This is a genomic window from Pseudomonas sp. NyZ201 (assembly GCF_049860765.1).
GTDB classification, from domain to species: domain Bacteria; phylum Pseudomonadota; class Gammaproteobacteria; order Pseudomonadales; family Pseudomonadaceae; genus Aquipseudomonas; species Aquipseudomonas bharatica.
On record NZ_CP187557.1, the window covers coordinates 4,412,787 to 4,439,423 of the forward strand.

30 protein-coding genes are annotated in these 26,637 nt (G+C 65.2%); 6 read left to right on the top strand and 24 right to left on the bottom strand.

The genetic code is table 11. The features are described 5' to 3' along the window. The first annotated feature begins 45 nt into the window (after positions 1–45). From ACPFMA_RS19535 to ACPFMA_RS19545, 3 genes are all read left to right on the top strand, one after another. Positions 46–774 (top strand): aspartate/glutamate racemase family protein, encoded by a 729-nt coding sequence (locus tag ACPFMA_RS19535; protein ID WP_064302553.1) that lies wholly within the window; start codon positions 46–48, stop codon positions 772–774. Positions 775–957: 183 nt separating this feature from the next. Beyond that, on the top strand, positions 958–1,572 hold the full coding sequence (locus ACPFMA_RS19540) for a hypothetical protein (protein WP_425928504.1): 615 nt from the start codon (positions 958–960) through the stop codon (positions 1,570–1,572). 15 nt (positions 1,573–1,587) lie between these two features. Further along, positions 1,588–2,172: a hypothetical protein gene (locus ACPFMA_RS19545; protein ID WP_425928505.1), complete on the top strand. Its 585-nt coding sequence runs from the start codon at positions 1,588–1,590 to the stop codon at positions 2,170–2,172. A 56-nt stretch (positions 2,173–2,228) separates the two neighbouring features. Here the strand turns inward: ACPFMA_RS19545 and ACPFMA_RS19550 are convergent, their stop codons facing one another. From ACPFMA_RS19550 to ccmA, 15 genes are all read right to left on the bottom strand, one after another. Further along, on the bottom strand, positions 2,229–2,900 hold the full coding sequence (locus ACPFMA_RS19550; RefSeq protein ID WP_064302550.1) for a hypothetical protein: 672 nt from the start codon (positions 2,898–2,900) through the stop codon (positions 2,229–2,231). A 207-nt stretch (positions 2,901–3,107) separates the two neighbouring features. Then, entirely contained in the window at positions 3,108–3,524 is a 417-nt protein-coding gene (locus ACPFMA_RS19555) for a hypothetical protein (protein ID WP_425928506.1), read from the bottom strand. Between the two features lie 15 nt (positions 3,525–3,539). Continuing rightward, positions 3,540–3,878, bottom strand: coding sequence for an FKBP-type peptidyl-prolyl cis-trans isomerase (locus tag ACPFMA_RS19560; RefSeq protein WP_420058694.1), 339 nt, complete (start codon positions 3,876–3,878; stop codon positions 3,540–3,542). Between the two features lie 85 nt (positions 3,879–3,963). Then, positions 3,964–4,374 carry a GFA family protein gene (locus ACPFMA_RS19565; protein ID WP_425928507.1) on the bottom strand — a complete coding sequence of 137 codons (411 nt, stop codon included), beginning with the start codon at positions 4,372–4,374 and terminating at the stop codon, positions 3,964–3,966. Between the two features lie 245 nt (positions 4,375–4,619). After that, on the bottom strand, positions 4,620–5,555 hold the full coding sequence (locus tag ACPFMA_RS19570) for a 2-hydroxyacid dehydrogenase (protein WP_420058692.1): 936 nt from the start codon (positions 5,553–5,555) through the stop codon (positions 4,620–4,622). A gap of 42 nt (positions 5,556–5,597) precedes the next feature. Beyond that, entirely contained in the window at positions 5,598–6,011 is a 414-nt protein-coding gene (locus ACPFMA_RS19575; RefSeq protein WP_009399916.1) for a hypothetical protein, read from the bottom strand. Positions 6,012–6,025: 14 nt separating this feature from the next. Continuing rightward, on the bottom strand, positions 6,026–7,237 hold the full coding sequence (gene ccmI / locus ACPFMA_RS19580; RefSeq protein ID WP_425928508.1) for a c-type cytochrome biogenesis protein CcmI: 1,212 nt from the start codon (positions 7,235–7,237) through the stop codon (positions 6,026–6,028). Further along, positions 7,230–7,706, bottom strand: a complete 477-nt coding sequence (locus ACPFMA_RS19585; protein ID WP_009399920.1) for a cytochrome c-type biogenesis protein — start codon at positions 7,704–7,706, stop codon at positions 7,230–7,232. The genes ccmI and ACPFMA_RS19585 overlap by 8 nt, the downstream gene beginning before the upstream one ends. After that, on the bottom strand, positions 7,703–8,239 hold the full coding sequence (locus ACPFMA_RS19590; RefSeq protein WP_425928509.1) for a DsbE family thiol:disulfide interchange protein: 537 nt from the start codon (positions 8,237–8,239) through the stop codon (positions 7,703–7,705). The genes ACPFMA_RS19585 and ACPFMA_RS19590 overlap by 4 nt, the downstream gene beginning before the upstream one ends. Next, positions 8,236–10,209: a heme lyase CcmF/NrfE family subunit gene (locus tag ACPFMA_RS19595; RefSeq protein WP_205884595.1), complete on the bottom strand. Its 1,974-nt coding sequence runs from the start codon at positions 10,207–10,209 to the stop codon at positions 8,236–8,238. The genes ACPFMA_RS19590 and ACPFMA_RS19595 overlap by 4 nt, the downstream gene beginning before the upstream one ends. An 11-nt stretch (positions 10,210–10,220) precedes the next feature. Further along, positions 10,221–10,673 (bottom strand): cytochrome c maturation protein CcmE, encoded by a 453-nt coding sequence (ccmE, locus tag ACPFMA_RS19600; RefSeq protein WP_009399924.1) that lies wholly within the window; start codon positions 10,671–10,673, stop codon positions 10,221–10,223. Next, complete coding sequence (gene ccmD / locus ACPFMA_RS19605; RefSeq protein ID WP_009399925.1) at positions 10,670–10,846, bottom strand: heme exporter protein CcmD; 177 nt, start codon at positions 10,844–10,846, stop codon at positions 10,670–10,672. The genes ccmE and ccmD overlap by 4 nt, the downstream gene beginning before the upstream one ends. Beyond that, on the bottom strand, positions 10,843–11,613 hold the full coding sequence (locus ACPFMA_RS19610; RefSeq protein WP_425928510.1) for a heme ABC transporter permease: 771 nt from the start codon (positions 11,611–11,613) through the stop codon (positions 10,843–10,845). Before ACPFMA_RS19610 ends, ccmD begins: the two co-directional genes overlap by 4 nt. A gap of 43 nt (positions 11,614–11,656) precedes the next feature. After that, positions 11,657–12,325 carry a heme exporter protein CcmB gene (gene ccmB, locus ACPFMA_RS19615; RefSeq protein WP_009399927.1) on the bottom strand — a complete coding sequence of 223 codons (669 nt, stop codon included), beginning with the start codon at positions 12,323–12,325 and terminating at the stop codon, positions 11,657–11,659. Beyond that, positions 12,322–12,954, bottom strand: coding sequence for a cytochrome c biogenesis heme-transporting ATPase CcmA (gene ccmA / locus ACPFMA_RS19620; protein WP_425928511.1), 633 nt, complete (start codon positions 12,952–12,954; stop codon positions 12,322–12,324). The genes ccmB and ccmA overlap by 4 nt, the downstream gene beginning before the upstream one ends. A 188-nt stretch (positions 12,955–13,142) precedes the next feature. Between ccmA and ACPFMA_RS19625 the strand changes: the two genes are divergently transcribed. From ACPFMA_RS19625 to ACPFMA_RS19635, 3 genes are all read left to right on the top strand, one after another. After that, on the top strand, positions 13,143–14,711 hold the full coding sequence (locus tag ACPFMA_RS19625; protein WP_425928512.1) for a flagellar hook-length control protein FliK: 1,569 nt from the start codon (positions 13,143–13,145) through the stop codon (positions 14,709–14,711). Further along, positions 14,708–15,043 carry an EscU/YscU/HrcU family type III secretion system export apparatus switch protein gene (locus tag ACPFMA_RS19630; protein ID WP_064302542.1) on the top strand — a complete coding sequence of 112 codons (336 nt, stop codon included), beginning with the start codon at positions 14,708–14,710 and terminating at the stop codon, positions 15,041–15,043. The genes ACPFMA_RS19625 and ACPFMA_RS19630 overlap by 4 nt, the downstream gene beginning before the upstream one ends. A 245-nt stretch (positions 15,044–15,288) precedes the next feature. Then, the gene (locus tag ACPFMA_RS19635) at positions 15,289–17,988 is read left to right on the top strand and encodes a dermonecrotic toxin domain-containing protein (RefSeq protein ID WP_425928513.1); all 2,700 of its coding nucleotides are present in this window, start codon (positions 15,289–15,291) and stop codon (positions 17,986–17,988) included. Between the two features lie 105 nt (positions 17,989–18,093). Here the strand turns inward: ACPFMA_RS19635 and ACPFMA_RS19640 are convergent, their stop codons facing one another. The 9 genes from ACPFMA_RS19640 to ACPFMA_RS19680 all read right to left on the bottom strand — a co-directional run bounded on the left by ACPFMA_RS19640 (position 18,094) and on the right by ACPFMA_RS19680 (position 26,619). Continuing rightward, positions 18,094–18,486 carry a DUF2802 domain-containing protein gene (locus ACPFMA_RS19640; protein WP_064302540.1) on the bottom strand — a complete coding sequence of 131 codons (393 nt, stop codon included), beginning with the start codon at positions 18,484–18,486 and terminating at the stop codon, positions 18,094–18,096. A gap of 1 nt (position 18,487) precedes the next feature. Further along, the gene (locus ACPFMA_RS19645; protein ID WP_009399945.1) at positions 18,488–18,967 is read right to left on the bottom strand and encodes a chemotaxis protein CheW; all 480 of its coding nucleotides are present in this window, start codon (positions 18,965–18,967) and stop codon (positions 18,488–18,490) included. 65 nt (positions 18,968–19,032) lie between these two features. Next, a complete protein-coding gene (locus ACPFMA_RS19650) occupies positions 19,033–19,941 on the bottom strand; it encodes a CheW domain-containing protein (protein WP_420058687.1) in 909 nt (302 codons plus the stop codon). Beyond that, positions 19,941–20,732, bottom strand: a complete 792-nt coding sequence (locus tag ACPFMA_RS19655) for a ParA family protein (RefSeq protein WP_064302538.1) — start codon at positions 20,730–20,732, stop codon at positions 19,941–19,943. Before ACPFMA_RS19655 ends, ACPFMA_RS19650 begins: the two co-directional genes overlap by 1 nt. A gap of 42 nt (positions 20,733–20,774) precedes the next feature. Further along, positions 20,775–21,665, bottom strand: coding sequence for a flagellar motor protein MotD (motD, locus tag ACPFMA_RS19660; RefSeq protein ID WP_009399951.1), 891 nt, complete (start codon positions 21,663–21,665; stop codon positions 20,775–20,777). A 2-nt stretch (positions 21,666–21,667) separates the two neighbouring features. Continuing rightward, complete coding sequence (locus tag ACPFMA_RS19665) at positions 21,668–22,408, bottom strand: flagellar motor protein (protein WP_009399953.1); 741 nt, start codon at positions 22,406–22,408, stop codon at positions 21,668–21,670. Then, on the bottom strand, positions 22,408–23,532 hold the full coding sequence (locus ACPFMA_RS19670; protein WP_425928515.1) for a protein-glutamate methylesterase/protein-glutamine glutaminase: 1,125 nt from the start codon (positions 23,530–23,532) through the stop codon (positions 22,408–22,410). Before ACPFMA_RS19670 ends, ACPFMA_RS19665 begins: the two co-directional genes overlap by 1 nt. Positions 23,533–23,577: 45 nt before the next feature. Then, complete coding sequence (locus ACPFMA_RS19675; RefSeq protein ID WP_064302536.1) at positions 23,578–25,818, bottom strand: chemotaxis protein CheA; 2,241 nt, start codon at positions 25,816–25,818, stop codon at positions 23,578–23,580. Positions 25,819–25,830: 12 nt separating this feature from the next. Then, positions 25,831–26,619, bottom strand: a complete 789-nt coding sequence (locus tag ACPFMA_RS19680) for a protein phosphatase CheZ (protein WP_064302535.1) — start codon at positions 26,617–26,619, stop codon at positions 25,831–25,833. Positions 26,620–26,637: the final 18 nt, after the last annotated feature.

The following is a 26,637-nucleotide window of genomic DNA, read 5'->3' on the forward strand; positions in this document are numbered from 1 at the left end:
CGGCCCGGCACTGCCGGGCCGGTTCACTGCCTAGCGAGACCCGATATGCGAATCCTCATAGTCAACGTCAACACCAGCGAAGCCATCACCGAAGCCATCGCCCGCCAGGCGCAGGCAGTAGCCGCGCCGGGCACCGAGATCATCGGCCTGACCCCGTATTTCGGCGCGGAATCGGTGGAGGGCAATTTCGAAAGCTACCTGGCGGCCATCGCCGTGATGGACCGCGTGCTGGCCTACGACGGCCCCTACGACGCGGTGATCCAGGCCGGCTACGGCGAACACGGCCGCGAAGGCCTGCAGGAATTGTTGAACGTGCCGGTAGTGGACATCACCGATGCCGCCGCCAGCACCGCCATGTACCTTGGCCATGCCTACTCGGTAGTGACCACCCTGGATCGCACCGTGCCGCTGATCGAGGACCGTCTCAAGCTCTCCGGCCTGTACGACCGCTGCGCCTCGGTGCGGGCCAGCGGCATGGCCGTGCTGGAACTGGAAGAACAGCCAGAGCGTGCCCTGGAGGCCATTGTCGGGCAGGCGGAACGGGCAGTGCGCGAGGACAAGGCCGAGGTCATCTGCCTCGGCTGCGGCGGCATGGCCGGCCTGGACGAGAAGATCCGCCAGCGCACCGGCGTGCCGGTGGTGGATGGGGTCAGCGCGGCGGTGAAGATGGCCGAGTCACTGGTGCAACTGGGCCTGTCCACGTCCAAGAGCCGTACCTACGCCACGCCCAGGAGCAAGCGCATCGTCGGCTGGCCGGCGCGTTTCGGTCGTTGAGATCAACCCGGCAACATCTCTTTTCGAGGCGCGGCCTGATACCGACGCCTCGTTTTTTTTGCGCGAAATCAGGAAAAACCGAGGCGCCCTGAAAAAATGGCATTATTTTGCTATCACTCCCCTAAAGTTCGCCACGCGCCTGCCGTCATGTTGACCAGGTTTTTACTCTCACAAGGAAGTCTCGTGTCACGTATCCTTCTCCGGGCCACCACCCTGGCGGCCCTGTTGGCGATGACCGGCTGCGTGTCGTTCAACGTCACCGGCCCCATCGTTCCTCCTGCTCATCCAGTCAATGCCGCCAGCCCACGCACGGCGCAGATTGCCGATGTGGTGGTCTCCGCTCCGGGCCTCGACGAGGCCACGCGCAAGGCCGTCAGCCGATCGCTGACAGCCGAGCTCGACCGCTATGTCGACAAGGCCGGCTACTTCAAGGCAATGAGCCAATACCCCACGCGCCTCGACGAACAGGACGTGATGCTCAGGTTCGACATGACCTCGCTCAAGGGGCATCGCGCGCCGCACCCGGGTTACTTCCCCGGCGCCCTGCTGACCCTGACCCTGTGGATCTGGGTCAACGGCCCGATCTATGTCGACCGCTTCGACCTCGCCGGTGACCTGGTGATCCTCGACCGCAATGGTGTCGAACTGGCCCGCGCCCAGGACCAGATCAAGTTCGAGCACAACGTCGGCCTGTACGGCAGAGACTACTGGGCACCGACCGTCACGGGCAGCAAACAGCTCACGCAACTGGTCGGCGAACTGCTGGACAACGCCACCACGCAACTCGCCAAACGTTAATTCAGGAATCGTCCCATGCACCTTTCAAAACAAGCCCTGCTGCTGAGCGCAGTACTACTCGGCGGCTGCGTCTCCTATTCGACCGGCGACCTGGCCCCGGTCGGCACCTGGCCGCCTGCAGCCAGTGCCCCGGCAGCCAAGCCTAGCGCCTACCTGCAAACCACGTCGCTGTACCAGGTCAATGACTCTCCCGCCAATGCTGCCGGCGGCAAGCCGGCCGAGTTGTGGGAGCAGGCGATCAGCGAGACCTACCAGCAGTCCGGTCGCTTCGCCCGGGTCAGCACGCAAAAAGGCGAATCGGACCTGTACGCCGAATCGACCCTGACCAACCACGAGCAGTTCGTCCCGGTCTCGGCGTTCATCACCGGCTTCACCCTGTTCCTGATTCCCTCCACGGCGAAGAACACCTTCACCCTGGAAACCGTGTTCAAGGACAAGGACGGCAAGGAAATCGGTCGTGTCAGCAAGAGCGAGTCGGTACGCACCTGGATGCAACTGGTGCTGGTCGTCGGCCTGCCGTTCCAGGCCGACACTGGCGATGTCGTCCGTGCCCTGGCCCGCAGCACGCTGGACGAAGCGGTACAACGCAAGCTGCTGTAATCCCGCGAGCCGCCCGTGGCCATGGCCGCGGGCGCCCGGCCACTCTGTTGCGTGGGTCAGACCCCGGCCTTCGGACAGCTCGACTCACCACCATCCAGCCCCTGCTTCACATTCCGGCTCAGCATCGTCGCCTTGCCATCACGCCAGGTCAGGGTCAGCACATACAGCGAGTCGAAATCGCCGTTTTCCCAATCCCTGGTAATCACCCGCTCCTCGCCCAGGGCCTTGCCGGCCACGGCATTGATCAGTTCGGGGAGGTAGCCATGGGACCAGGCGGTATACACCGTCGAGTTACGGTACTTGTTGCTGGTCAGCTCGCGTGCCAGGGCGTTGGTGTCGTTGGCGCCGTAGTCGATGTTCACCGGCAGCCCGAGCTTGATCGCGCTCGGGCTGATGGTCATCAACGGCCGCAGGTAGCTGTAGCTGTCGTCGTTGCTGCCTTCCTCGACCTCGCGGGTCGGGTCGGCGGCAAACACATAGTCGGCCTTGCCGAATTTCTCCGGCAGCAAGGTCGCCAGGTCGAGGGCGCGGTTGAGGCCCTGGCAGTTCAGTTGGCCGAGGCCTTCACCGGGCTTTTCCGCATGGCGCAGGAACACCAGGGTCTGGGTGCCATCGACCGGTCTGGCCAGGCTGTCGAAGGTGGTGAATCCAAGGAGGGCGGCGCCTGCAACGAGCACGGTGCCGAGCAGCGCCTGACGGCGCGAAGGCAGGAATGCGGGGAACTTCATGATCACCCCTTGAGGACAAAGCTTGAGGACAAAGACAGTGAACCAACCCGCCAGTGCTGCCCCGCGGCCGAGGCCGCGGGGCATCCCTGTCTGTCGCTCCATCCGTGGATACGGGCATCCTTGAGAGTGCAGCAGGCCCGATTGGTTCTGTCCCTGGGGCGCTTGTCCTTAAGCTGGGAGTGAATCTACGCGTTCCCTGTTACGGAATTAAGACGCCTTTTCAAGCGCAATGAACCACTTCGGCTTGATGCGCCCGAAGTCCAGCCGGCGGTTGTGCTTCAGGGCTTTCTTAGAGTCCAGCACGTAGCTGTCTTGCCCCTCGCGCACGAACACCACCCAGTGCCAGAACGGCTGGCCACGCTCCACCCGCCATTTGATCGCTAGCAAGGCACGCTCGGGCAGGCTGCCCCAGCTCTCGAAAGGCCGTTCGTCCGCTGCCAGCTTCAAGCCCAGCGTCCCGGCCAGGCGGCGGACCGAATCGGTGGACGACCACAAACGGGGATCCTCGGCATGAATACCCAGGGCATTGGCCTGGGCCTTCGACTCGACATAGGTAATACCGGCCAGCGCCGCACAGGCGGCAATGCCACAACCGGAAATTTCCTCTTGAACCACAGCTTCCATGCATGAATCTCCTGGTCAGTCGTCGCGGGTCAGTACTTCGAGCACTTCAACTTCGAAATGCAGGTCCGAACCCGGCGGGATCGAACCCATCTTGCGCTCGCCGTAGCCCAGGTGCGCCGGGACGAACAGCGTGCGCTTGCCGCCGACCTTCATGCCCATCAGGCCGATGTCCCAGCCCTTGATCACCCGCCCGGTGCCGATCACGCACTGGAACGGCTTGCCGCGCTGGTGCGAGGAGTCGAAGACCGTGCCGTCGGCCAGGGTGCCGGTGTAATGGGTGGTGATCAGGGCGCCCTTGACCACTTCCTTGCCGTCGCCCAGGTGGACGTCGGTGATCTGCAATTCGTCGCTCATAACTGCCTCGCTGTCGGTCGTGCTGCCTTTTCTCAGGAATATCAGGGAATTGCAAGCAAAGGCAGAGCACGGCGCTATGGAGCGACTAGCTGAACTGCGCGACTACCTCGGCGCCGGTCATGTTCTGCGTCTGGTTGGAGAAACAGTAGAAGGACGGTTTTTCGTCGATATAGACCTGCAGGTCAAAGGTCCAGGCCTGATCGCCGTCCAGCAGGCCCACCGGGATGGCGAAGAAATTGCCGCCCTTGAGGCGGTAGAACAGATGGCTGCCGCAGCCGGGGCAGAAGCCGCGTTCGGCCCAGTCGGAAGAGTTGTAGACCGCAGGCTGGGCGCCGCTGAGGTGCGGGGCGCTGCTGCTGTGCACGGTCAGCAGCGGGCCGCCGTTCCATTTGCGGCACATGCTGCAATGGCAGGCGCCGACGCTGTTGTCGTCGAGGGTGACGGTGAGCTGGATGGCGCCGCAAAGGCAGCGGCCCTGGTGGGTTTGGCTGGACATGGGGGAGCTCCTTGCTGGCTGAGGTTGCTGAGTGTAGCCAAGATCCAGAGGCCCTGGAGATACCTGTGGGAGTCCACGCAGAGAACAATTCCTAAGCATGACGCGTACCCTGTGGGAGCGGGTTTACCCGCGATTACGTTAGTGAACCAACCATCGTAATCGCGGGTGAACCCGCTCCCACAGGATCCCTGCAAATCAAAGAGTTATGTTTTGGCAAGCCAGCTCCCACAGGGTATGCGGTGCTCTTACGAATTCACCGGGGTCAGGACCGGCTCGCCGGCGAAGAAGGCCTGCAGGTTCTTGAGCACCAACGCCACCATATCCCTGGCCGCTTCAGGCGTCTGCGCTGCCACATGGGGTGTCAGCACCACATTGCCCAACGCCTTCAACTCATCTGGCACCGACGGCTCGTCATCGAACACATCCAGCCCCGCCCCGGCGATCCGTCCTTCACGCAGCGCCGCGACCATCTCGGCGGTCGAGACCACACTGGCCCGCGCGATATTCACCAGGAACCCTTGCGGCCCCAGCGCATCCAGCACGTCACGCCCGACCAGCCCACGGGTATCGGCGCCGCCCGGGGTGGCGACGATCAGGAAATCCGACTCGCGGGCCAGCTCCAGCACGCTCTGGCAGTATTGGTAGGGTACGTCTCGCCGCGAGCGGCTGTGGTAACGCACCTGCATGTCGAAACCCAGTGCGCCACGCCTGGCAATCGCCATGCCCACCGCACCGAGGCCGAGAATGCCCAGGCGCTTGCCCGCCAGCGACGGGCTGATCACCCGGTTCCACTGCCCTTGTCGGGTGGTGGCGTCAGCCCGGCAGATATCCCGGACCACGGCGAACAGCAGGGCCATGGCATGATCCGCCACCGCCGAGGCATTGGCCCCGGCGCCGTTGGTCACGACGATACCGCGGGCCCGGGCAGCGTCCAGGTCCACCGCTTCATAGCCGGCACCGATCACGCAGATCAGGCGCAGCAACGGCAGCGCGGCGATTTCCTCGGCGGTGATACCCAAGGGCCCACGGGTCAGTACCACATCGATCTCGCCGCCTTGGCGGGCAATGGCCTCGGCCCGCAGCGCCGGCGTTTTCGCGTGGATCAGGCGGTAACCGTGTTCTTCCAGCAAGGGCAGGTAGTCATCGACCGTTTCGACCAGCACCAATACCGTCTTCGTCATCACATGCTCCCAGGCGTTCAGCGACGGAGCATTATGCCGGCATTACTGGGCGAACGCGCGCCCCAGGCCGCCTGGCACGCCACTGGAGTCGGTATCCTGCCAGGGTCCTTCGGGATTGGTGGCCCAGCTCCAGCCGTTGTTCCAGCGGTAGTAGGTGCGTTGGCGGTAGAAGGTGTTGGTCTTGCCTTCGAGCACATAGACCCCGAGCTTCGGATCCCAGTGGCTGGCGCCGCCCGGTGGCGGGGCGAAGCTGGCCGAGGTGCGCGGCATGGGTTTGGGCGTCGGGGTGACGGAGGGCTTGGGCGTACCCGGGCCCGGCTTGATCACCGGGCCCGGTCGGGGTGCCGTCTCGATCGGCGGCAAGGGTTCGCGCTCCGGCTCGCGCGGCTGCTGCACCGTACATGCGCTCAACCCCAGGGCCAGGGAAATCAGGGTCAGGCGTACGGTGCTGTTCATGAAGTCGCTCTCTTTTACTTGTCCGGATTGTCCGGGCTATCGATGGTCAGGTGTTGCGGCGTCCGGGTGTCGCTGGGCAGCGGCGAGCTGCGGCCGATCCACTCGCCCTTGCCGGGTTGACCGGCACGGGAGACGCGCGCCATCAGTTGGACTTCAGGGAAGTTCGACAGTTTCATGTTGGGCATCATCGCGTCGCTGTCGCTGAGCACCACCTCGATCGGCAACTGCGCCACGGTGATCCGCCTGGCCGCCAGCGGCAGGCTCGGACCGGACGCGGCGCGGGCGAAGATGAAGACCACGTCGTCCGGCCTGACCTTGTCCTTGAGCGCGTCGGCCAGTTCGACCTTGACCGTCAGGCTGGCAGCCGAGGCCGTGGCGACCGCTGCGGAGCCCTTGCCCTCGCCCGCTGCGATCTTCTCCTTGGCCCGTTCGATACCGCCCAGCAGCGCGGTACGCGAGCTGTCACCTTGCGGCAACTGGACCAGCAGGCGGTTCCAGTAGTCCACCGCTTCCTGGTAGCGCTCGCCCTCGAAGGCCGCGATGCCCAGCAAGCCGAGGCTGGTGACCTCGTTCGGATCGGCTTTCAGGGCTTCGTCGGTCAATGCCTGGGACTGTGCGGTCCATTGCTTGTTATTGGCGAAGTACAGGGCCTGGGCCCATTGCCCGAGCAGCTCGGGCGCACGGCCGGCGACGCCGACGGCACGCTCGAAGGCCTTGGCCGCATCGCCCGGACGCTCCTGGGCCATGTAGGCCCTGCCGAGGAAATACAGGCCCTCGGCATTGTCCGGCTGGGCGGCCACACTGCGCTCCAGGCGCGACGTCATTTCCTCGAGGCTCTGCGGCGCCGTGGCGAACTCCTGGGTCAGGGCGACCTTGTCGCTGGCGCCGAAGTGCAGGTACAGCCCCACGGCCATCGCCGGCACCAGGAAGGCCGCGAGGATCGGCAGCGCCTTGCCCAGCCGCGCGCTGCGCAACGGTTCGGCATTCTCGGTGTCGTCCAGCAGTTCGCGGGCCGCCTCATCGCGGCCACGGGCCAGTTGCTCGGCGTTCAGCACGCCCTCCGCCCCCTGGGCCTGGAGTTCGGCGACCCGTTCCTGATAGAGCGCGACGTTGAGGGCGGTACGGTCTTCTTCCTGCTGCGCACGACGGCCACGCAACACCGGAATCAGCAAAAAGCTCAGGGCTACCAGCAACAGCAGGCCTGAAGCGAGCCAGAAATCAGTCATGGGTCTGTTCTTTGTCCAGCAGTTTGGCGAGGCGCTCGCGCTCCTCGGGGGAAAGGTCGGCCGTCACGGTGCCCGCCGGGACCCGGCGCTTGCGCACGATCACTGCCATGACGCCGATACCGCCCAGCAGCAAGGCCGCCGGACCGAACCAGAGCAGCCAGGTTTTCGCCGTCAGGGCCGGCTTGTAGCGGACGAAATCACCGTAGCGATCGACCATGAAATCGACGATCTGCTGGTTGCTCTTGCCTTCGCCGAGCATGCGGAAGATTTCCCGGCGCAGGTCGGCGGCGATCGGCGCATTCGAGTCGGCGATGTCCTGGTTCTGGCATTTGGGGCAGCGCAGTTCCTTGGTCAGCTCGCGGTAGCGCTCGCGTTCGGCCTCGTCGGCGAACTGGTAGGTGTCGATGGCCGCCCTGGCCACGCCGGTCAGGCTCAGGCCAAGCACGGCGGCTGCAAGCCAGCGCTTCATTGCTTCGCCTCGTCGACCAGGCCCTGGTAGACCGGCGCCAGCTTTTCGCGCCAGACGGTTTCGTCGATCACCCCGACGTACTTGTCGCGGATCACACCCTTCGCGTCGATGAAGAAGGTTTCCGGCGCGCCATACACACCCAGGTCCAGGCCCAGGGCGCCCTGCTCGTCGCGGATATCCATCTGGTAGGGATTATGAAACTCGGCCAGCCATTTCAGCGCAGCAGCGTTGTCGTCCTTGTAGTTGACCCCGTAGATGTTCACGCCCTGCTGCGCCAGCTTGTTCAGCACCGGGTGCTCGACCTTGCACGAGATGCACCAGGTGGCCCAGACGTTGACCAGCGCCGGCTTGCCCTTCAGGTCTGCCTCGGTCAGGGTGCGGTCGCCCTGCACGTTGGCCAGGGAGAAGGCCGGGAACGGCTTGCCGATCATCGCCGACGGCAGTTCCGCCGGGTCCAGGTACAGCCCGCGGTAGAGAAACACCGCCACCAGCAGAAACACCGCCAGCGGTACAACCATGATCCAGCGCTTCATGCCGTCGCTCCTTGCAGGCCAAGGGCGTCGCGCACCTTGGTCTTGACCTTGATTCGATAACGCCGGTCCAGCGCCGCGAGCACACCACCCAGGCCGGTCAGCAGACCGCCCAGCCAGATCCAGCGCACGAACGGCTTGACGTGCACGCGCACCGCCCAGGCGCCGTTTTCCAGGGGCTCGCCCAAGGCGACATAGAGGTCGCGGGTGAAGCCGGCGTCGATGCCGGCTTCGGTCATCATCGACTGCTGCACGGTGTACAGGCGTTTTTCCGGGTGCAGCACGCTGATCTGGCGGCCGTCCTTCAGCACCCGCACGGTGCCTTTGTCGGAGGTGAAGTTCGGGCCTTCGTGGTGTTTCGCGCCTTCGAAGACGAAGTGATAACCGGCCAGTTCCACCGCGTCACCCGGCGCCATGCGCAGGTCGCGCTCGGCGCTGTTGTTGCTCGACAGCACCACGCCCATGGCGCACACCGCCAGGCCCAGGTGGGCCACGTGCATGCCCCAGTAGCTGCGGTTGAGGCCGCGAATGCCCTTGAGCAGGCCCTTGTGGCGGGTCTTGTCGAGGATGTCGCGCACCCCGCCAAGCACTATCCACGCCGCCAGGGCGAAGGTGGTCAACACCTGCCAGTCGAAGTCATCCACCAGCAGGCCGCAGATCGGCGCCAGCACCGCGCTGCCTACCAGCACCGGGGTCAGCATGCCGGCCAGCCAGCGGCCAGGGGTGTCTTTCCAGCGCACCAGCACACCCACCGCCAGCACCACCATCAGCAGGGCCATCAGCGGGATGAACAGGGCATCGAAGTACGGCGGGCCGACCGACAGCTTGGCGCCGCTCAGGGCATCGAGGATCAGCGGGTAAAGGGTACCGAGCAGGATCATCGACGCAGCCACCACCAGCACCAGGTTGTTGGCCAGCAGCAGGGTCTCGCGGGACCACAGGGCGAAGCCGACCTGGCTCTTGACCACCGGTGCGCGCAGGGCGAACAGGGTCAGCGAGCCGCCGACCACGATCAGCAGGAAGAACAGGATGAAGATGCCGCGCTCCGGATCGGAGGCGAAGGCATGCACCGAGGTCAGCACCCCGGAGCGGACCAGGAAGGTGCCGAGCAGGCTGAGGGAGAAGGCGGCAATGGCCAGCAGCACCGTCCAGCTCTTGAACACGCCACGCTTCTCGGTGACCGCCAGCGAGTGGATCAGCGCGGTGCCCACCAGCCAGGGCATGAACGAGGCGTTTTCCACCGGGTCCCAGAACCACCAGCCGCCCCAGCCGAGTTCGTAGTAGGCCCACCAGGATCCCAGGGTGATGCCGATGCCGAGGAAGGCCCAGGCGACGATGGTCCAGGGCCGCGACCAGCGTGCCCAGGCTGCGTCGAGGCGCCCGCCGAGCAAGGCGGCGATAGCGAAGGCGAAGGCCACCGAGAAGCCGACATAGCCCATGTACAGCATCGGCGGGTGGACGATCAGGCCGATGTCCTGCAGCAGCGGGTTGAGGTCGCGACCATCACCGGGCATCTGCGGCAGCAGGCGGCTGAACGGATTGGAGGTGACGATCAGGAACGACAGGAAGCCGACGCTGATCATGCCCATCACCGCCAGGACCCGGGCCAGCATCACCTGCGGCAACTGGCGGGAGAAGATCGACACGGCGAAGGTCCAGCCGCCGAGGATCAGCGCCCAGAGCAGCAGCGAGCCTTCGTGGGCGCCCCACACGGCACTGAACTTGTAGTACCAGGGCAAGGCGCTGTTGGAATTGCTGGCGACGTAGGCGACCGAGAAATTGTCGGTCATGAAGGCGTGGGTCAGGCAGGCGAAGGCGAAGGCCAGGAAGGCGAACTGCCCCCACGCGGCCGGGCGCGCCAGGCTCATCCACAGGCTGTCGCCGCGCCAGGCGCCGAGCAGCGGAACACTGGCCTGCACGCAGGCGAAGCAGATGGCCAGGATCATCGACAACTGGCCGAGTTCGGGAATGATCAGCGCGGCATTCATTGGGCGGGCGCTCCGTTGGCGGCCTGGCCGCTTTCCTTCAGGGCCTTGGTGACCTCCGGCGGCATGTACTTCTCGTCGTGCTTGGCCAGCACCTCATCGGCCACCACCACGCCCTCGCCATTGAGCTTGCCCAGGGCAACGATGCCCTGGCCTTCGCGGAACAGGTCGGGAAGGATGCCGCGGTAGGTGATCGGCACCGACTTGTTGAAGTCGGTGACCACGAAGCGCACGTCCAGCGAGTCGCTGGAGCGCTGCACCGAGCCCTTTTCGACCATGCCGCCGGCGCGGATGCGCGTGTCCAGCGGTGCCTCGCCGTTGGCGATCTGGGTCGGGGTGTAGAACAGGTTGATGTTTTCCTGCAATGCACTGAGGGCCAGGCCCACGGCGACACCCAGGCCGGCGAGCAGGCCGAGGATGATGAACAGGCGCTTCTTGCGTTGCGGATTCACTTGGCGTTCTCCCGGCGCAGGCGGCGCGCCTCTGCTTGCAGGTAACGACGGCGCGCCAGCAAGGGCGCGGCGACGTTGATGGCCAGCACCGCCAGGCAGATGCCATAGGCCGACCAGACGTACAGGCCGTGATGGCCCATGGCGAGAAATTCGCCGAAGGATGCGAAGCTCATCGTGCGCCTCCCAGGCTGTTCAGCACTTCTTCCCGGACCCAACTGGCGCGGGCTTCGCGCTTGAGCACTTCGAGGCGCATGCGCAGCAGCACCACGGCACCGAAGAAGCAATAGAAACCCAGCACCGTAAGCAGCAGCGGCAACCACATCTCCGCCGGCATCGCCGGTTTCTCGGTGAGGGTGAAGGTCGAGCCCTGGTGCAGGGTGTTCCACCATTCCACCGAGTACTTGATGATCGGGATGTTGATCACCCCGACGATGGCCAGCACCGCGCAAGCCTTTGCCGCGCTGTCACGATTGCTGATCGCGTGGCCGAGGGCAATGAGACCGAAGTACAGGAAAAGCAGGATGAGCATGGACGTAAGGCGGGCATCCCAGACCCACCAACTGCCCCAGGTCGGCTTGCCCCAGATGGCCCCGGTGAGCAGCGCCAGCGCGGTCATCCAGGCGCCGATGGGCGCGGCGCTCTGCAGGGCGACATCGGCGATCTTCATCTTCCACACCAGGCCGACCACGCCGCACACCGCCAGCATCACGTAGCAGGACTGGGCCAGCATGGCCGCCGGCACATGGACGTAGATGATCCGGAAGCTGTTGCCCTGCTGGTAGTCCTGCGGGGCGAAGGCCAGGCCCCAGACCACGCCGGTGCCGATCAGCAACACCGCGGCGACCGCCAGCCAGGGCAGCATGCGCCCGCTGATGGCATAGAACCATTTGGGGGAACCGAGCTTGTGAAACCATGTCCAGCTTATTGCGCTGCTTTTCATCACGGTACATCCAGGGTCTTTGCTGGGCGTGGCCCAGACCTCGTTATTCGCCGACGCTGATCTTCAGGCCGGCGGCTATCGCGAAAGGTGCAAGGGTGACTGCCAGGGCGGCCAGACTGCCGAGCCAGAGCAGGTATCCGGTTGCGGGCATAGCTTGCACTGCTGCTTGTAAGGCGCCACTGCCCAGGATCAATACCGGGATATATAACGGCAGAATAAGCAGCGCCAGAAGCAGACCACCACGTTTCAAACCAACGGTGAGCGCCGCTCCGACGGCGCCCAGCAGGCTCAGCACCGGGGTACCGAGCAAGAGCGATGCCAGCAGGACCGGCAGGCATTCCACTGGCAACCCAAGCATCACCGCCAGCAGCGGCGACAACAATACCAGCGCCAGCCCGGAAAAAATCCAGTGTGCCAGCACCTTCGCCAGCACCAGAAGCGGCAGCGGGTGCGGCGAAAGGACCCACTGTTCCAGGGAGCCATCCTCGAAATCGCTGCGAAACAGCCCGTCCAGCGAGAGCAGGACCGACAAAAGCGCGGCCACCCAGACTAACCCTGGAGACAAGATTTGCAACAATTGTGTCTCAGGACCGACCGCAAGTGGGAACAATGCGATGACGATCGCGAAGAACACCAGCGGATTGGCCAGTTCTGCCGGACGTCGGCAGAGCAGGCGCGCCTCACGGCGCAACAACAGGACAAATACACTCATGCGGCCCACTGCCCCAGGTTGATATCGCGATAACCGGAGGGCGTGCGCTCCAGCGTGTGGTGGGTGGTCAGCACGACCATGCCGCCCTGATCGCAGTGCCGGGCCAGGTGCGCTTCGAGCTGGGCAACCCCCTGCTTGTCGAGGGCGGTGAAGGGTTCGTCGAGGATCCACAGCGGCGGGCTGTCCAGGTACAGCCGGGCCAGGGCCACGCGGCGCTGCTGGCCGGCCGACAGGGTATGGCAGGGCACGTCCTCGAAACCGCGCAGGCCGACGGCTTCCAGCGCGCGCCAGATCGCCTCGCGGGAGGCCGGACGGTGCAGGGCGCAAAGCCAGGTGAGGTTTTCCTCGGGGGTGAGCAGGTCCTTGATCCCGGCGGCATGGCCGATCCACACCAGGCTGCGGGCCAGTTCGGCGCCCTGCTCCGCCAGCGGCTGGCCGTTGAGCAGGATCTGGCCCTGGGTCGGCTGCATCAGCCCGGCCAGCAGGCGCAGCAGGCTGGTCTTGCCGCTGCCGTTGGGACCGCTGATCTGCAGCATGTCGCCGGCTGTCACCTGCAGTTCCAGGTGTTCGAAGAGCATTCGCCAGTCGCGCTCGCAGGCCAGGCCCACGGCTTGGAGATGAGGAGTCACGGATTCGCCTTATTGGTTCGGAGACTGTCTCAAGTCGGTTCGACCCTGGCCGTTATAGAGACAACGAAAACCTGGCCGACCGGTCTGGTCGCGAGCGCCCGGATCCTGCGCTCGCGGGAGAAATCGGGCGGCATTATACATGTCATGTCCTACTGTAAAGAGGGCTATTTGAACAGGTCGCGAGAGCAATGACGGGCGAAATCAACAGCCTTGGCCCGCAGGCAGCGGGCAATCCGCAGGTCCGCGCCGCCGCCCTGAGCGGCGAGATGGTCAAGTTGCTGGATGCGCAGCCGGACCTGCTGGAAAAAGGCGAGACGGCCAAGGGCGAAGTGGTCTCCCTGCGCCAGGTCGGCGAGGAGTTCCAGATGCTCCTGCGCCTGCTGCGCGCCGGCGGCCAGCAGACCCTGGTGCAGACCAGCGCCAGCCAGCCCCTGCCCCTGGGCACCCAGGTCACGGTCACACAGCCCACTGCCGCCCAGCTGAATCTCGCCGTGCAGCAGGCGGCCGCCAACAACGTCACCACCCTGACCAGCCTCGATACCCGGCAATTGCCAGTGGGCACCCTGCTGCAGGGCAAGGTACTGACTACCCAGTTGCAGGCGCAGGCCGGCAACCTGCCGCCGGTGTACCGGTCGCTGGTGACCTTGCTCAATACCCTGCAGGCCGGCGCGACCCTGAGCATCGAATCGCCACGCCCGCTGCCGCTGGGCAGCCTGCTCAGTGCCAGGGTACTGGCCGAGCAGCAGATCCGCTTCGTGCCACTCAGCGGCCGTCAGGACCAGATGGCCATCGCCCAGAATCTCAGCGTCCAGCAGAACCGCCAGGCCTCCCTGCAAAACCTGCTCGGAGCGATGCAGCGCATCGCCAGCGACGACGGCCAGCCAGCGGAAATACGCGCCAGCATCGACAAGCTGCTGGCGAGCCTGCCGGATATCCGCCAGTTCGGTGACGCGCGCCAGGTTGCCCAGGCCCTGGGCAACAGTGGCACCTTCCTCGAAGCGCGCCTGTTCAATGGTGCAACCAGCGAGCTGGCGCCAGACATCAAGGCCCAGGTGGTGCGCCTGATCGCCCAGTTGCTGCCCAATGTGCCCGGTGGCACCCCGCTTTCCCCGACGCTGCAGGCGAGCCTGGCCCAGGCCCTGCCGGGGATGGTCCGCAGCTACCTCGGGGCCCTGGGCCAGGTTGCGCCCAGGCCGCACCCAACCGGATTCCCCCTGCCGACCCGCCTGTTGCAGAACCTGGAGCAGGAAGGTGATCTGCAGCACTTGCTGCGCCTGGCGGCGGCGGCCATATCACGGTTGCAGAGCCATCAACTGGCCAGTCTCGAGCAGACCGGCAACACTCCGGACGGCAACCTGCAAACCACCTGGCAACTGGAAATCCCCCTGCGCACCGGGCCGGAGTTCATGCCGGTGCAGGTCAAGGTGCAGCGCGAGGAAACCCCGGAACAGCAGGCCGACCCGGAACGCGAGCGGCGCGACCCGCTGGAAATGCTCTGGCGCGTGGACCTGGCCTTCGACCTGCATCCGCTGGGGCCGTTGCAGGTTCAGGCGCAGATCGTCCGCGGCAGCCTGTCCAGCCAGCTCTGGGCGCAGCGTCCGGAAACGGCCGAGCTGATCGGTCGCGAGCTCGACGACCTGCGCGCCCGCCTGGTCGCCCGCGGGGTGAACGTTGGCGAACTGCATTGCCACCAGGGCGTACCGCCGCAAGGGCCGAGAACCCATGTTGAACAACGCTGGGTGGATGAAAACGCATGAGCAAACGACCACCGCGCCAGGCCATCGCCCTCAGCTACGACGGCGCCCAGGCCCCGACCCTCACCGCCAAGGGCGACGACGAACTGGCCGAAGCCATCCTCGCCCTCGCCCGCGAGCATGAAGTGCCGATCTACGAGAATGCCGAGCTGGTGCGGCTGCTGGCACGGATGGAACTGGGCGACAGCATTCCCGAGGCGCTGTACCTGACCATTGCCGAGATCATTGCCTTTGCCTGGCAACTGAAGGGGAAAATGCCGGTGGGGTTCCATGATGAGCCGATCGGCGAGCGGGATATCACGCCGGAGCTGAAAGGGTTGCCGGGGGCGGAGTGATCGCTGGCCGGCGGACTGGTGTCCTTAGTCTTTAGGGTTTGTTGGTGCTGTATATCGTGTGTTGATCCATTCGCGGGGGCGACCCTGAGTCACCCTGGCAAACGGATCAAAACACAATACCCAGCACCAACCGTCCCTGCGCGATCCGACGATAAGACCCGGCAGAGCGATAAATAACTAACACTGCCCCCCAACCCCAAGCGCCTACCTTGACCGGCCCCACCGCCAACACAAGGCAGGCAACCATGCGCCACCCACAGATCAACGCCCAGGGCCAGCTTTTCGCCCGCGAACACTTCAACCACTTCCCCCGCCCCGACCAGGCCGCCAACCAGGCCCTGCGGCAGTGGGCCGCCAACCGCGGCCTGGATATCGATCCACAGCAGCTCGACGTGGTCAGCCTGCGCTACCAATGGTGGCCCGGGCGCGGCTGGCAGGGCGTGGTCACGCAGAAGATCGGACTCACCGAAGCCATGCTCAGCAACTGGCAAGGCGAGTCGAACAACGACTGGCTGGGCGCGCTGATCCATCAGCCCTGGGCAGGCCATCTGCTGGGGCGCATCAACCTGGTCGAGGCCCTGCATCCCGGCCCCTATTCCGTGTACAACGGCCTGTTCCGGCGCAGCCCCGCGCAACAATACAGCCCCGAGACCCGCATCGACATTTCGATCGAAGCCCTCCAGGACTTCATCTGGAATCTCGATTTCCATGCCACCTACCGCGCCCAACTGGACCACTACTGGGCGCAGGCCCGCAGCGGCCACCGCACCCTGGCCCAGATGGCATTCATCGCGGCCTGCAACCACCAGGTCGCCGAAGGCTCGCTCGACGAACCGGGACGCCTGCTGGCCTGGCAGGCCGCGAACCAGTTGCCGCGCAGCACCGGGTTCCGTGCCCGGCCCCTGAACATTTACGGTTACGCCGCTACCGACCTGATCTACCTGCAAGACCAGCAGTCGCCCCACGTCCTGCTGTATATCCCGGGCAATGCCTCGCCGCTGCACAGCTTCACCAGCGAGGCGGCGATGAAGGCGTGGATCGCCCAGCAATGCAAAACGCCAGAGGTCCGCGATGCACTCGCCCGCCATTTTGCCCTTGCCGACCAGCCCGACGGCCTGGACTTCAGCGGCCTGCGCACCGCCCTTGAAGGACTCGGCGCGTGGCCCGCCATCCACCGCCTGTCACCCGACCGTCCGGGATTCACCACCGATGGCCGCTGGTCTCCGGCCGATTACGTCAATTACCGTCCGGACACCTACAGCCCGGTGCTGGACGACGACCTGTTCGGCGCCTTGACCGAACGCCAGCGCCTGCGCACCCTGGCCGATGCCGACAGCCTGATCACAACGCGCAGCGATGTGCGCAAGGCCAACTGGCGCGATTACATGATGAACACCACCAACCTGCTGGCGCCGCTGGTGATCGTGGTGCCGGAACTGGGCCTGCTGCTCGCTGGCAGCAGCCTGGCACAGTTCTCCCTGGCGCTGGATGGGGTGGTCAATGGCCACTCGCTGCAAGAGCAGGCCGACAATGTCGAGGTCGCCAGCTTCGGGCTGCTTAATGCACAGCCGCTGATCTTCGACGGCGTACGCCGGGCCACCGCGCTGCTGCGTCGCTATGCAGCGGAATTCGTCGTCCCGGTGCACTTCAACGGGCGCCTGGGCTATCGCCTGAGCCCGCTGGAGCCGCCGCGGCTGCCGGAGGACCCGGCCCTGGGCTATTTCCATATCCCGAAAGACATCGCCCCGCTCGACGACGGCCATATCGCCACTGCCGGTGCGGTGATCCGCACGCCGCGCTATGACGGCAGTCCGGATCTGCTGCGGGCGAGCGTCGGCGGCTACCTCACCGATGTGGTCTACGACCTGGAGAGCGATGCGTTCTTCTGCGCCAGAGACCTCAATGAAATCGAGCCGCAGGCCTATGTCGCCCGCCAAGGCAGCCGCGCGCTGGTTCGCGCACCGGAGGGACGGCTGGTCGACCATGCGACGCGCACCTCCAGCCTGCGCGCATTGGGCGTCGACCTGCCGCTACCGGTCACCATCCCCGCGTCGCTCCCGCAAGCCAGCCTGCGCGAAATCCCGAAACATGCCATGAGCGTCTGGCTCGGCCACAAGACCCTCAGCGAAGAACTGCTGGCCAATATCGCCAACAATGCCGAGCGCCTGGACGAGGCGGGCTACACCTACCGCTTCTACCTGTCGCGCACCTGGCCGGAGGCATTCGAGCAGAACCTGCGCCTGCTCAAGCAACGCGCGCCGACGCTGACCGTGCTACCGCTGGAAGACCAGCCCGTCTATGAGTCCTTCACCCGCACCGAGGGCTACGCCCAATACCAGGCGGCAGTCGATGGCAATGGAGGGCGCGCGCGAAACTACTCGGCGGCCTCGGATGTACTGCGCTACCACCTGCTCTATCACGAGGGCGGCCTGTACATGGATGTGGATGACACCTTGCTCAAGGCGACTGCGCACAACCCGGCGTTGCGCGAGCTGCCGCTGAAGACCAGCGCCGACGGGCTGCTCCTGCATCCGCCGGTTTCCAACGAGCTGTTGGGGATGAACGTGGAATTCAACGGCAGCATGATCGGCAGTCACCGGGGCAATCCGGTATTGCTGGAGATCAGCAAGGAGCTGCGCCAGCGCTACCTGGCCAATCCGGATTTCTTCAACAGTCGACCAGACCGCGCCCTGGACCCGAAGGCCTTCCAGGCCTACAGCGCAACCCTGAACCGCCTGTGCGGGCCCGGCATGCTGACCGACGTAGCCACACGCCACCTGCCGGCCCTGCACACGCTGCGGGAGATCAACAACTTCATGGTAATGCCCAATTTCAATACCGCGCCGTTCATCGATCTACCGGCGTATGAAGCGGCAGTGCGCGAGTACCTTCCGCTGAACCGCATTGCGCGGATCGGCAGTGCCAATACCTGGGTGAGCACCTGAGGCTTTGTGTGATGCTTTCGGGCCTAATCGCTGGCAAGCCAGCTCCAACAGGGATCGCGTGCACCGCTGACCTGTGGGAGCAGGCCCTGGAGGCCGCTACAAGACTCAGTTCTTGTGCAACTTCCTCATCAACTCCGCCTCCGCCTGGGTCAGGCCGCAGGTCTGGGTCAGTTCATCGACGCTGGCGCCCATCCCCACCAGCCGGGCCGCCTGGGCGAACGACAGGCTGTTGGGGTCGCGCTGTTCGAGTTGCAGCAGTTTCTCCGGCAGCGGCGATACCGTCGCGCGCAGCTCGTGCAGGGCATCGCCCATCGACACCGACAGGTTCTGGTAATCGTCCAGGCGCTTGTTCAGGTCCTTGATGCGCTGGTCGCGCAGCGCATCACCCTGGGCCTGTTGCGCGACGATCTCGCGCTGGCGCTTGCTGTAGTTGACGAACAGCCAGGCACTGGCTGCCCAGAGCACCGCCAGGAATACGACCGCTACCTCCAGGATCAACTCAGATGTTCTCCAGCTCGGACCATTCTTCCTCGGTCATCATCTTGTCCAGTTCGACCAGGATCAGCAGCTCGCCGTTCTTGTTGCACACGCCCTGGATGAACTTGGCCGATTCCTCGTTGCCGACGTTCGGCGCGGTCTCGACCTCGGACTGGCGCAGGTAGACCACTTCGGCCACGCTATCGACCAGGATGCCCACCACCTGCTTGTCCGCCTCGATGATGACGATGCGGGTGTTGTCGGTGATATCGCTCGGCACCAGGCCGAAACGCTGGCGGGTGTCGATCACCGTGACCACGTTGCCGCGCAGGTTGATGATGCCCAGCACGTAGCTCGGCGCGCCCGGGACCGGAGCGATCTCGGTGTAGCGCAGCACTTCCTGGACCTGCATCACATTGATGCCGTAGGACTCGTTGTCCAGGCGGAAGGTAACCCACTGCAGGATCGGATCTTCGGAACCTTGTCCAGACGTCTTTTTCATTCCCCTAACCCTCAAGAACCGCCGTTGGCGGAGTGCTCAGTGCGACCGCGCCGATGCGCGACCGATCATTTGTTTCCCAACTGCATGTTGCGGACCGCGCCGCTGGCGATCAGCTCGGCCAGCTCGGCGACATCCAGCAACGCACACATATGTTCGATGACGGTGCCCGCCAGCCATGGCCGCAGGCCACGCTGGGAGCGCCACTTGATCTCGCTCGGGTCCAGGCGCAACGAGCGGCTGACCTGGTGCACCGCCAGCCCCCATTCGTAGCCCTGGACCGAAATCACGTATTGCAGGCCGTCTCGCAGATCGTCGCGGTAGCGCTCGGGCATGACCCAGCGCGCCGTATCCAGCACCTTCAGGTTGCCGGCCTGGCTCGGCAGGATCCCGAGGAACCATTCCGGCTGGCCGAACAGCGGCGTCAGTTCCTGGCCGGCCAGGGGGTAGATCGAACCCAGGCAGACCAGCGGCACCGCCAGGGTCAGCCCGGCGACGTCGAACAGCAGGCATTCGAATGGCTCGGCGGCCCACTGCGGACGGCCATCGATGGTTTTCGGCGGCGGTGGCGGTGCTGGCAGGTGCACGTCTACCAGCGGCTCGACCGGCTGCGCCGTCTCGACCCTGGCCTGGACCTTCTGCACCAGCGGCTCGGCCAGGATCACGGGCGCCACAGGAACGGCAGGAACGTCGGGAACCGCAGCAACCGCGACGGCTTCGCGGCGGGCATCACGGGCCTGCTCTTCCAGTACCGCGGCCTGGAACTCATCCAGGACTTCACTGCTGGCAGGCGCCTCGACCGGCGCAGGCACGACCGGGGCTGCTATTACTGGAGCCACTGGGGCCACCGGTGCCACAGGGGCCGGTGCGATCACCGTCTCCACGACAACTTCTTCGGTGGCCTCCTGCAACAGTCCGTCGAGATAGGACTGCAGGGCCAGTTGCGGCTTGGTCGCCAGGGGTTGCGGACGGTTCATCAAGCCACCTGCGCCACGGCTTTCTGCTGGGTCAGCAGGTGCTTGAGCAACGCCCGGTAGGCCACCACGCCACGGCTCTTGGCATCGTATTGCGACGGCGTGACTCCGGCCCGGCTGGCATCGCGCAGGCGGGTATCGACCGGGATGTAGCCCTGCCAGATAGTTTCCGGGTAAGCGTCGCGCAGCACCTTGAGGGTACCCATGGACGCCTGGGTGCGGCGATCGAACAGGGTCGGCACGATGTGGTAAGGCAGCGCCTGGCGGCGCGAGCGATTGACCATGGCCAGGGTGCTGACCATGCGCTCCAGGCCCTTGACCGCCAGGTATTCGGTCTGCACCGGAATCACCAGCTGCTGGCTGGCGGCCAGGGCGTTGACCATCAGCACGCCGAGCAGCGGCGGGCTGTCGATGATGGCGTAGTCGAAGTCCTGCCAGAGCTGCGCCAGACTCTTGGCGATCACCAGGCCCAGGCCGTTCTGCCCGGGGGACTGGCGCTCGAGCACGGCCAGCGCGGTGCTGGAGGGCAGCAGGGAGATCTTTTCATTGCTGGTGGGCAGCAGCAGCTGGCCCGGCAGGCCGTCGGGCACCGTACCCTTGTGCTGGAACAGGTCGAAGCTGCTGTGTTCCAGGGTGTCGGGGTTATGGCCGAAATAGCTGGTCATCGACCCATGGGGGTCGAGATCGACGACGACCACACGCCGGCCGGCGTCGGCCAGCAGGCCCGCCAGGGCGATGGAGGTGGTGGTCTTGCCGACCCCACCTTTTTGATTGGCTACTGCCCAGACTCTCATGCGCTGCTTCCTCCCGGTCAGACCGTGGCCAGCCGGGATCGATTAAAAGGTCGACGACGACGGGGTTTTGACGCTGTTGTTACCCGACGTCGGTGATACCGCTGGCGGTGCAGTTTGTGTGCCAGCACGCCTCAGTGCCGCATCCGGCTGCGCGTTGGCAGTGCCGGTTCCGGTCAGGCTGCGGCGCACGTCCAGGTTGCGCGAAATCACCAGGACGACCCGGCGGTTCTTCGCCCGGCCATCGGCGGTGGTGTTGCTGGCGATCGGCTGGAACTCGCCGTAGCCCACCGACGCCAGGCGCGCCGGGTTCACCCCTTCCATGGCCAGCAGGCGGACAATGCTCGCCGCCCGCGCCGAAGACAGCTCCCAGTTGGTCGGGTACTGCGCCGTGCGGATCGGCTGGTCGTCGGTGAAGCCCTCGACATGCACCGGATTGGCGAAGGGCTTGATGATGTTCGCCACCTTCTCGATCAGGTTGAACGCGATATCGCTGGGCATCGCGTCACCGCTGCCGAACAGCAGCGAGGAATTGAGCTCGATCTCGATCCACAGCTCGTTGCCGCGCACCGTCATCTGGTCGCTCTTGATCAGATCGCCGAAGGCTTCCATCACCTGGTCGGTAATGGTCTTGAGCGGATCGGCGCTGGACTGGGCCAGGCCGGCGTCGGTCTGCTCGCTGTCCTGCACCAGCGGCTGCGCCGGGCGGGTGCTGAGCGGGCGCTCCTCGCCGATGGGGATCGGCCGGGTGCTGCGCTCGGACTCGCTGAACACGCCGATCAGGGCCTGGGACATGATCTTGTACTTGCCCTCGTTGATCGAGGAAATCGAGTACATCACCACGAAAAAGGCGAACAGCAGGGTGATGAAGTCCGCGTAGGACACCAGCCAGCGTTCGTGATTCTCGTGTTCCTCGACCTTGCGACGACGGGCCATGCCTACTCCATGAAGCCTTGCAGCTTCAGTTCGATCGAGCGCGGGTTCTCGCCTTCGGCGATGGACAGCAGCCCTTCCAGGAGCATCTCCCGGTAGCGCGACTGGCGCATCACCTGTGCCTTGAGCTTGTTGGCCACCGGCAGCAGGATCAGGTTGGCACTGGCCACGCCGTAGATGGTGGCGACGAACGCCACGGCGATGCCGTTACCCAGTTGCGACGGATCGGCCAGGTTGCCCATTACATGGATCAGGCCCATCACCGCACCGATGATGCCGATGGTCGGCGCATAGCCGCCCATGCTTTCAAAGACCTTGGCGGCCTGGATATCCCGGGCCTCCTGGGTCAGGAAATCGACCTCGAGGATGCTGCGGATGGCCTCCGGCTCGGAGCCGTCGACCAGCAGTTGCAGGCCCTTGCGCGCGTACGGATCGGGTTCGGCATCGGCCACGCCCTCCAGGCCCAGCAGGCCTTCCTTGCGTGCGGTCAGGCTCCAGTTGACCACCCGGTCGATGCCGCCGGCCAGATCGACCCGCGGCGGGAACAGGATCCAGCCGAAGATCTGCAGGGCGCGCTTGAACGAACTCAGCGGCGACTGCAGCAGGGCCGCCGCCAGGGTGCCACCGAGCACGATCAGGGCCGCCGGGCCGTTGATCAGCGCACCGACGTGACCACCTTCGATCAGGTTGCCGCCGATGATCGCGACGAACGCGAGGATGATGCCGAGAAGGCTGAGGACATCCATCAGACGCACGCCTCGACCAGGTGGCGGCCAATGTCATCGAGGCCGTAGACCGCGTCGGCCAGGTTGGCCTTGACGATCGCCATGGGCATGCCATAGATCACGCAGCTCGCTTCATCCTGCGCCCAGACCTGGCTGCCGCCCTGCTTGAGCAGGCGCGCGCCTTCACGACCATCGGCGCCCATGCCGGTGAGCACCACGGCCAGCACCTTGTCGCCGAAGGACTTGGCCGCCGAACCGAAGGTGATGTCCACGCAGGGCTTGTAGTTCAGACGCTCGTCACCCGGCAGGATCTTCACCATGCCGCGGGCGTCGACCATCATCTGCTTGCCGCCCGGGGCCAGCAGGGCCAGGCCGGGGCGCAGCATGTCGCCGTCCTCGGCTTCCTTGACGCTGATCTTGCACAGCTTGTCGAGGCGCTCGGCGAACGCCTTGGTAAACGCCGCCGGCATGTGCTGGATCAGCACGATGGGCGCCGGGAAGCCGGCCGGCAACTGGGTCAGGACCCGCTGCAGGGCGACCGGACCACCGGTGGACGTACCGATGGCGAGCAGTTTGTAGGCCTTGCGCTTGGGCGCAGGCGAGTGGCTTGCAACCGGCGCAGGTACCGCAGCGGTGGTGCGCCCGGGCAGCGAGGATGGCGCGCGGGCCGTGCCGAGTGACGCAACCGGGCTCGACGAGCTACTGCTCACCGCGGGCAACGGGCTGGAGTAGCTGCTGAAGCGCCGGTTGCTGCGGGAGATGGTATGGACCTTCTCGCACAGCAGTTGCTTGACCTTGTCCGGGTTGCGCGAGATGTCCTCGAAGTTCTTCGGCAGGTAGTCCACCGCGCCGGCATCCAGGGCGTCCAGGGTGACCCGGGCGCCTTCGTGGGTGAGCGAGGAGAACATCAGCACCGGCGTCGGGCAGCGCTGCATGATGTGGCGGACCGCGGTGATGCCGTCCATGGTCGGCATCTCGTAGTCCATGGTGATGACATCGGGCTTGAGCGCCAGGGCCTGGTCGATCGCTTCCTTGCCGTTGGTGGCGGTACCGACCACCTGGATGGTCGGGTCCGCCGAGAGAATTTCCGAGACACGGCGGCGGAAGAAACCGGAATCATCCACCACCAGGACCTTGACTGACATAAACACTCCATTAGACGGCGCAACCGCGAGGCCGCGCCGTCGGGATCAGATTCGCCGCGCGGCGTAACGCTTGAGCATGCTCGGTACGTCGAGGATCAGCGCGATGCGCCCGTCACCGGTAATGGTGGCGCCCGACATGCCCGGGGTGCCCTGGAGCATCTTGCCCAGCGGCTTGATGACCACCTCTTCCTGGCCCACCAGCTGATCGACGACGAAGCCGATGCGCTGGGTGCCGACCGAAAGGATCACCACGTGGCCTTCATGCTGCTCTTCATGGGCGGCAGAACTGACCAGCCAGCGCTTGAGGTAGAACAACGGCAGCGCCTTGTCGCGCACGATCACCACTTCCTGCCCGTCCACCACGTTGGTGCGCGACAGGTCGAGGTGGAAGATCTCGTTGACGTTGACCAGCGGGAAGGCGAAGGCCTGGTTGCCCAGCATCACCATCAGGGTCGGCATGATCGCCAGGGTCAATGGCACCTTGATGACGATCTTCGAGCCCTGGCCCTTGGCCGAGTAGATATTGATCGAGCCGTTGAGCTGGGAAATCTTGGTCTTCACCACGTCCATGCCGACGCCGCGGCCGGACACATCGGAAATCTCGGTCTTGGTCGAGAAGCCCGGGGCGAAGATCAGGTTGTAGCAGTCCGACTCGCTCAGGCGGTCGGCGGCGTCCTTGTCCATCAGGCCTTTTTCCACGGCCTTGGCACGCAGCACCGCCGGGTCCATGCCCTTGCCGTCGTCGGAAATCGACAGAAGGATGTGATCGCCCTCCTGCTCCGCCGCCAGCACCACCTTGCCACCGCGGGACTTGCCTGCCGCTTCGCGTTCTTCCGGGGTTTCCACGCCGTGGTCGACGGCATTGCGCACCAGGTGGACCAGCGGGTCGGCCAGGGCCTCGACCAGGTTCTTGTCGAGGTCGGTTTCCTCGCCCACCAATTCCAGGTTGATCTCTTTCTTCAGTTGCCGGGCCAGGTCGCGAACCAGGCGCGGGAAGCGCCCGAAGACCTTCTTGATCGGCTGCATGCGGGTCTTCATGACCGCGGTCTGCAGGTCGGCAGTGACCACATCGAGGTTGGACACGGCCTTGGACATGGCCTCGTCGCCGCTGTTCAGGCCCAGGCGGACCAGGCGGTTACGCACCAGCACCAGTTCGCCCACCATGTTCATGATCTCGTCCAGGCGTGCGGTATCGACGCGCACGGTGGTTTCCGCTTCGCTGGCCGGCGGATGCTTGTCGCCAGCGGCAGCGGCTGGCGCGGCGGCCTGGCGGGCAGGCGCGGCCGCGGCCGGCTTGGCCGCTGGAGCAGGACGTGCGGCCGGCTTGGCGACTGCAGCGGCCGGCGCAGCGGCGGCAGCCGGTGCAGCGGTGGCGGCAGCGCCCACGGCATCGGCGGCGAACTTGCCCTTGCCGTGCAGTTGATCGAGCAGCGCTTCGAATTCGTGTTCGGTGATTTCGTCACTGCCTGCGGCAGCAGGCGCCGCTTCGACGGCCGTAGCGGCAGGCGCGGCAGCCGCCACACCGGGCAGCGAATCCACGGCGAAGGAACCCTTGCCATGCAATTGGTCCAGCAGCGCTTCGAACTCGGCATCGGTGATTTCATCGCTCGGTTCGGCCCCGGCTTCGGCAACCGGCGCAGGCGCGCTGGCGCCCTGCAGGTTGTCGGCGGCGAACTGGCCCTTGCCATGCAACTGGTCGAGCAGGGATTCGAATTCGGCGTCGGTGATTTCATCGCCGCCGGCCTCGGTCGCCGGTACGTCGTCAGGCATGGCACCCAGCGAGTCGAGCAACTGCTCGAACTCGCTGTCGGTAATGTCGCCCGACGCCGCCACCGGCTCCGGTTCGGCAGCGACCACCGGCTCGGCGGCAACCACCGGTGCGGCGGGCTCGGCACCGGCCGGCTCGGCCAGGCGCGCCAGGGCGCCGAGCAGTTCCGGGGTGGCCGGGGTGATGTCGGTACGCTCGCGCACCTGGCCGAACATGCTGTTGACCGTATCCAGGGCCTCCAGGACCACGTCCATCAGTTCGGCATCGACCCGGCGCTCTCCCTTGCGCAGGATGTCGAAGACGTTCTCGGCGATATGGCAGCACTCCACCAGCTCATTGAGCTGGAGGAAGCCGGCGCCCCCTTTTACAGTGTGAAAACCGCGAAAGATCGCATTGAGCAGGTCCGCATCGTCCGGGCGGCTTTCCAGCTCGACCAGTTGCTCGGACAGTTGCTCAAGAATTTCGCCGGCCTCTACCAGGAAATCCTGGAGGATTTCTTCATCGGCGCCGAAGCTCATCAAACGTGCTCCCTAAAAACCCAGGCTGGACAGCAGATCATCGACATCGTCCTGACCGGACACGACATCTTCACGTTTATCGGCATGAATCTGCGGTCCTTCACCCCGAGTCGGATGTTTACTTTCGTCTTTTTCAGCATGCAGCTCACGGCGGTCATGCTCGATACCGGCAAAGCGGTCGACCTGGCTGGCCATCAACACCAGCTTGAGGAGATTCTTCTCGACTTCGGTGACCAGCGAGGTCACCCGCTTGATCACCTGGCCGGTCAGGTCCTGATAGTCCTGGGCCAGGAGAATGTCGTTGAGGTAGCCACTGACTTTCTGGCTATCCTCGGCGCTGCGCGCCAGGAACCTGTCGACACGCTGGACCAGCTCGCGAAACTCCGAGGCGGCCACTTCCCGGCGCATGAAGCGCTGCCAGTCGGCATGCAGTGCACGGGCCTCGTCCCCCAGTTCGTTGACGACGGGCGCGCCTTGCTCGACCAGGTCCATAGTGCGGTTCGCCGCCGCCTCGGTGAGCTTGACCACATAGGCCAGGCGCTCGGTGGCGTCGGTGATCTGGGAAATTTCCTCGGCCTGCGGCATGTGCGTGTCGATCTGGAAACTGACGATCGCACTGTGCAGCTCGCGCGTGAGCTTGCCGACTTCCTGGTACAGGCCGCGGTCACGGGTCTGGTTCAGCTGATGGATCAGTTGCACCGCGTCGCCGAACTGGCCTCGTTCGAGGCTCTCGACCAGCTCCTGGGCATGTTTCTTCAGGGTGATTTCGAAATCGCCCAGAGATGATTCTTTATGGTCCATAGCGCCCCCGTTGACGCA

Bases quoted from the DNA above. Each gene is read 5' to 3' on its own strand.
- ACPFMA_RS19535 (WP_064302553.1), top strand. From the start codon at position 46: ATGCGAATCCTCATAGTCAACGTCAACACCAGCGAAGCCATCACCGAA.
- ACPFMA_RS19545 (WP_425928505.1), top strand. From the start codon at position 1,588: ATGCACCTTTCAAAACAAGCCCTGCTGCTGAGCGCAGTACTACTCGGC.
- ACPFMA_RS19550 (WP_064302550.1), bottom strand. From the start codon at position 2,900: ATGAAGTTCCCCGCATTCCTGCCTTCGCGCCGTCAGGCGCTGCTCGGC.
- ACPFMA_RS19555 (WP_425928506.1), bottom strand. From the start codon at position 3,524: ATGGAAGCTGTGGTTCAAGAGGAAATTTCCGGTTGTGGCATTGCCGCC.
- ACPFMA_RS19560 (WP_420058694.1), bottom strand. From the start codon at position 3,878: ATGAGCGACGAATTGCAGATCACCGACGTCCACCTGGGCGACGGCAAG.
- ACPFMA_RS19565 (WP_425928507.1), bottom strand. From the start codon at position 4,374: ATGTCCAGCCAAACCCACCAGGGCCGCTGCCTTTGCGGCGCCATCCAG.
- ACPFMA_RS19570 (WP_420058692.1), bottom strand. From the start codon at position 5,555: ATGACGAAGACGGTATTGGTGCTGGTCGAAACGGTCGATGACTACCTG.
- ACPFMA_RS19575 (WP_009399916.1), bottom strand. From the start codon at position 6,011: ATGAACAGCACCGTACGCCTGACCCTGATTTCCCTGGCCCTGGGGTTG.
- ccmI (WP_425928508.1), bottom strand. From the start codon at position 7,237: ATGACTGATTTCTGGCTCGCTTCAGGCCTGCTGTTGCTGGTAGCCCTG.
- ACPFMA_RS19585 (WP_009399920.1), bottom strand. From the start codon at position 7,706: ATGAAGCGCTGGCTTGCAGCCGCCGTGCTTGGCCTGAGCCTGACCGGC.
- ACPFMA_RS19590 (WP_425928509.1), bottom strand. From the start codon at position 8,239: ATGAAGCGCTGGATCATGGTTGTACCGCTGGCGGTGTTTCTGCTGGTG.
- ccmD (WP_009399925.1), bottom strand. From the start codon at position 10,846: ATGAGCTTCGCATCCTTCGGCGAATTTCTCGCCATGGGCCATCACGGC.
- ACPFMA_RS19610 (WP_425928510.1), bottom strand. From the start codon at position 11,613: ATGAAAAGCAGCGCAATAAGCTGGACATGGTTTCACAAGCTCGGTTCC.
- ccmB (WP_009399927.1), bottom strand. From the start codon at position 12,325: ATGAGTGTATTTGTCCTGTTGTTGCGCCGTGAGGCGCGCCTGCTCTGC.
- ACPFMA_RS19625 (WP_425928512.1), top strand. From the start codon at position 13,143: ATGACGGGCGAAATCAACAGCCTTGGCCCGCAGGCAGCGGGCAATCCG.
- ACPFMA_RS19630 (WP_064302542.1), top strand. From the start codon at position 14,708: ATGAGCAAACGACCACCGCGCCAGGCCATCGCCCTCAGCTACGACGGC.
- ACPFMA_RS19635 (WP_425928513.1), top strand. From the start codon at position 15,289: ATGCGCCACCCACAGATCAACGCCCAGGGCCAGCTTTTCGCCCGCGAA.
- ACPFMA_RS19645 (WP_009399945.1), bottom strand. From the start codon at position 18,967: ATGAAAAAGACGTCTGGACAAGGTTCCGAAGATCCGATCCTGCAGTGG.
- ACPFMA_RS19650 (WP_420058687.1), bottom strand. From the start codon at position 19,941: ATGAACCGTCCGCAACCCCTGGCGACCAAGCCGCAACTGGCCCTGCAG.
- ACPFMA_RS19655 (WP_064302538.1), bottom strand. From the start codon at position 20,732: ATGAGAGTCTGGGCAGTAGCCAATCAAAAAGGTGGGGTCGGCAAGACC.
- motD (WP_009399951.1), bottom strand. From the start codon at position 21,665: ATGGCCCGTCGTCGCAAGGTCGAGGAACACGAGAATCACGAACGCTGG.
- ACPFMA_RS19665 (WP_009399953.1), bottom strand. From the start codon at position 22,408: ATGGATGTCCTCAGCCTTCTCGGCATCATCCTCGCGTTCGTCGCGATC.
- ACPFMA_RS19670 (WP_425928515.1), bottom strand. From the start codon at position 23,532: ATGTCAGTCAAGGTCCTGGTGGTGGATGATTCCGGTTTCTTCCGCCGC.
- ACPFMA_RS19675 (WP_064302536.1), bottom strand. From the start codon at position 25,818: ATGAGCTTCGGCGCCGATGAAGAAATCCTCCAGGATTTCCTGGTAGAG.
- ACPFMA_RS19680 (WP_064302535.1), bottom strand. From the start codon at position 26,619: ATGGACCATAAAGAATCATCTCTGGGCGATTTCGAAATCACCCTGAAG.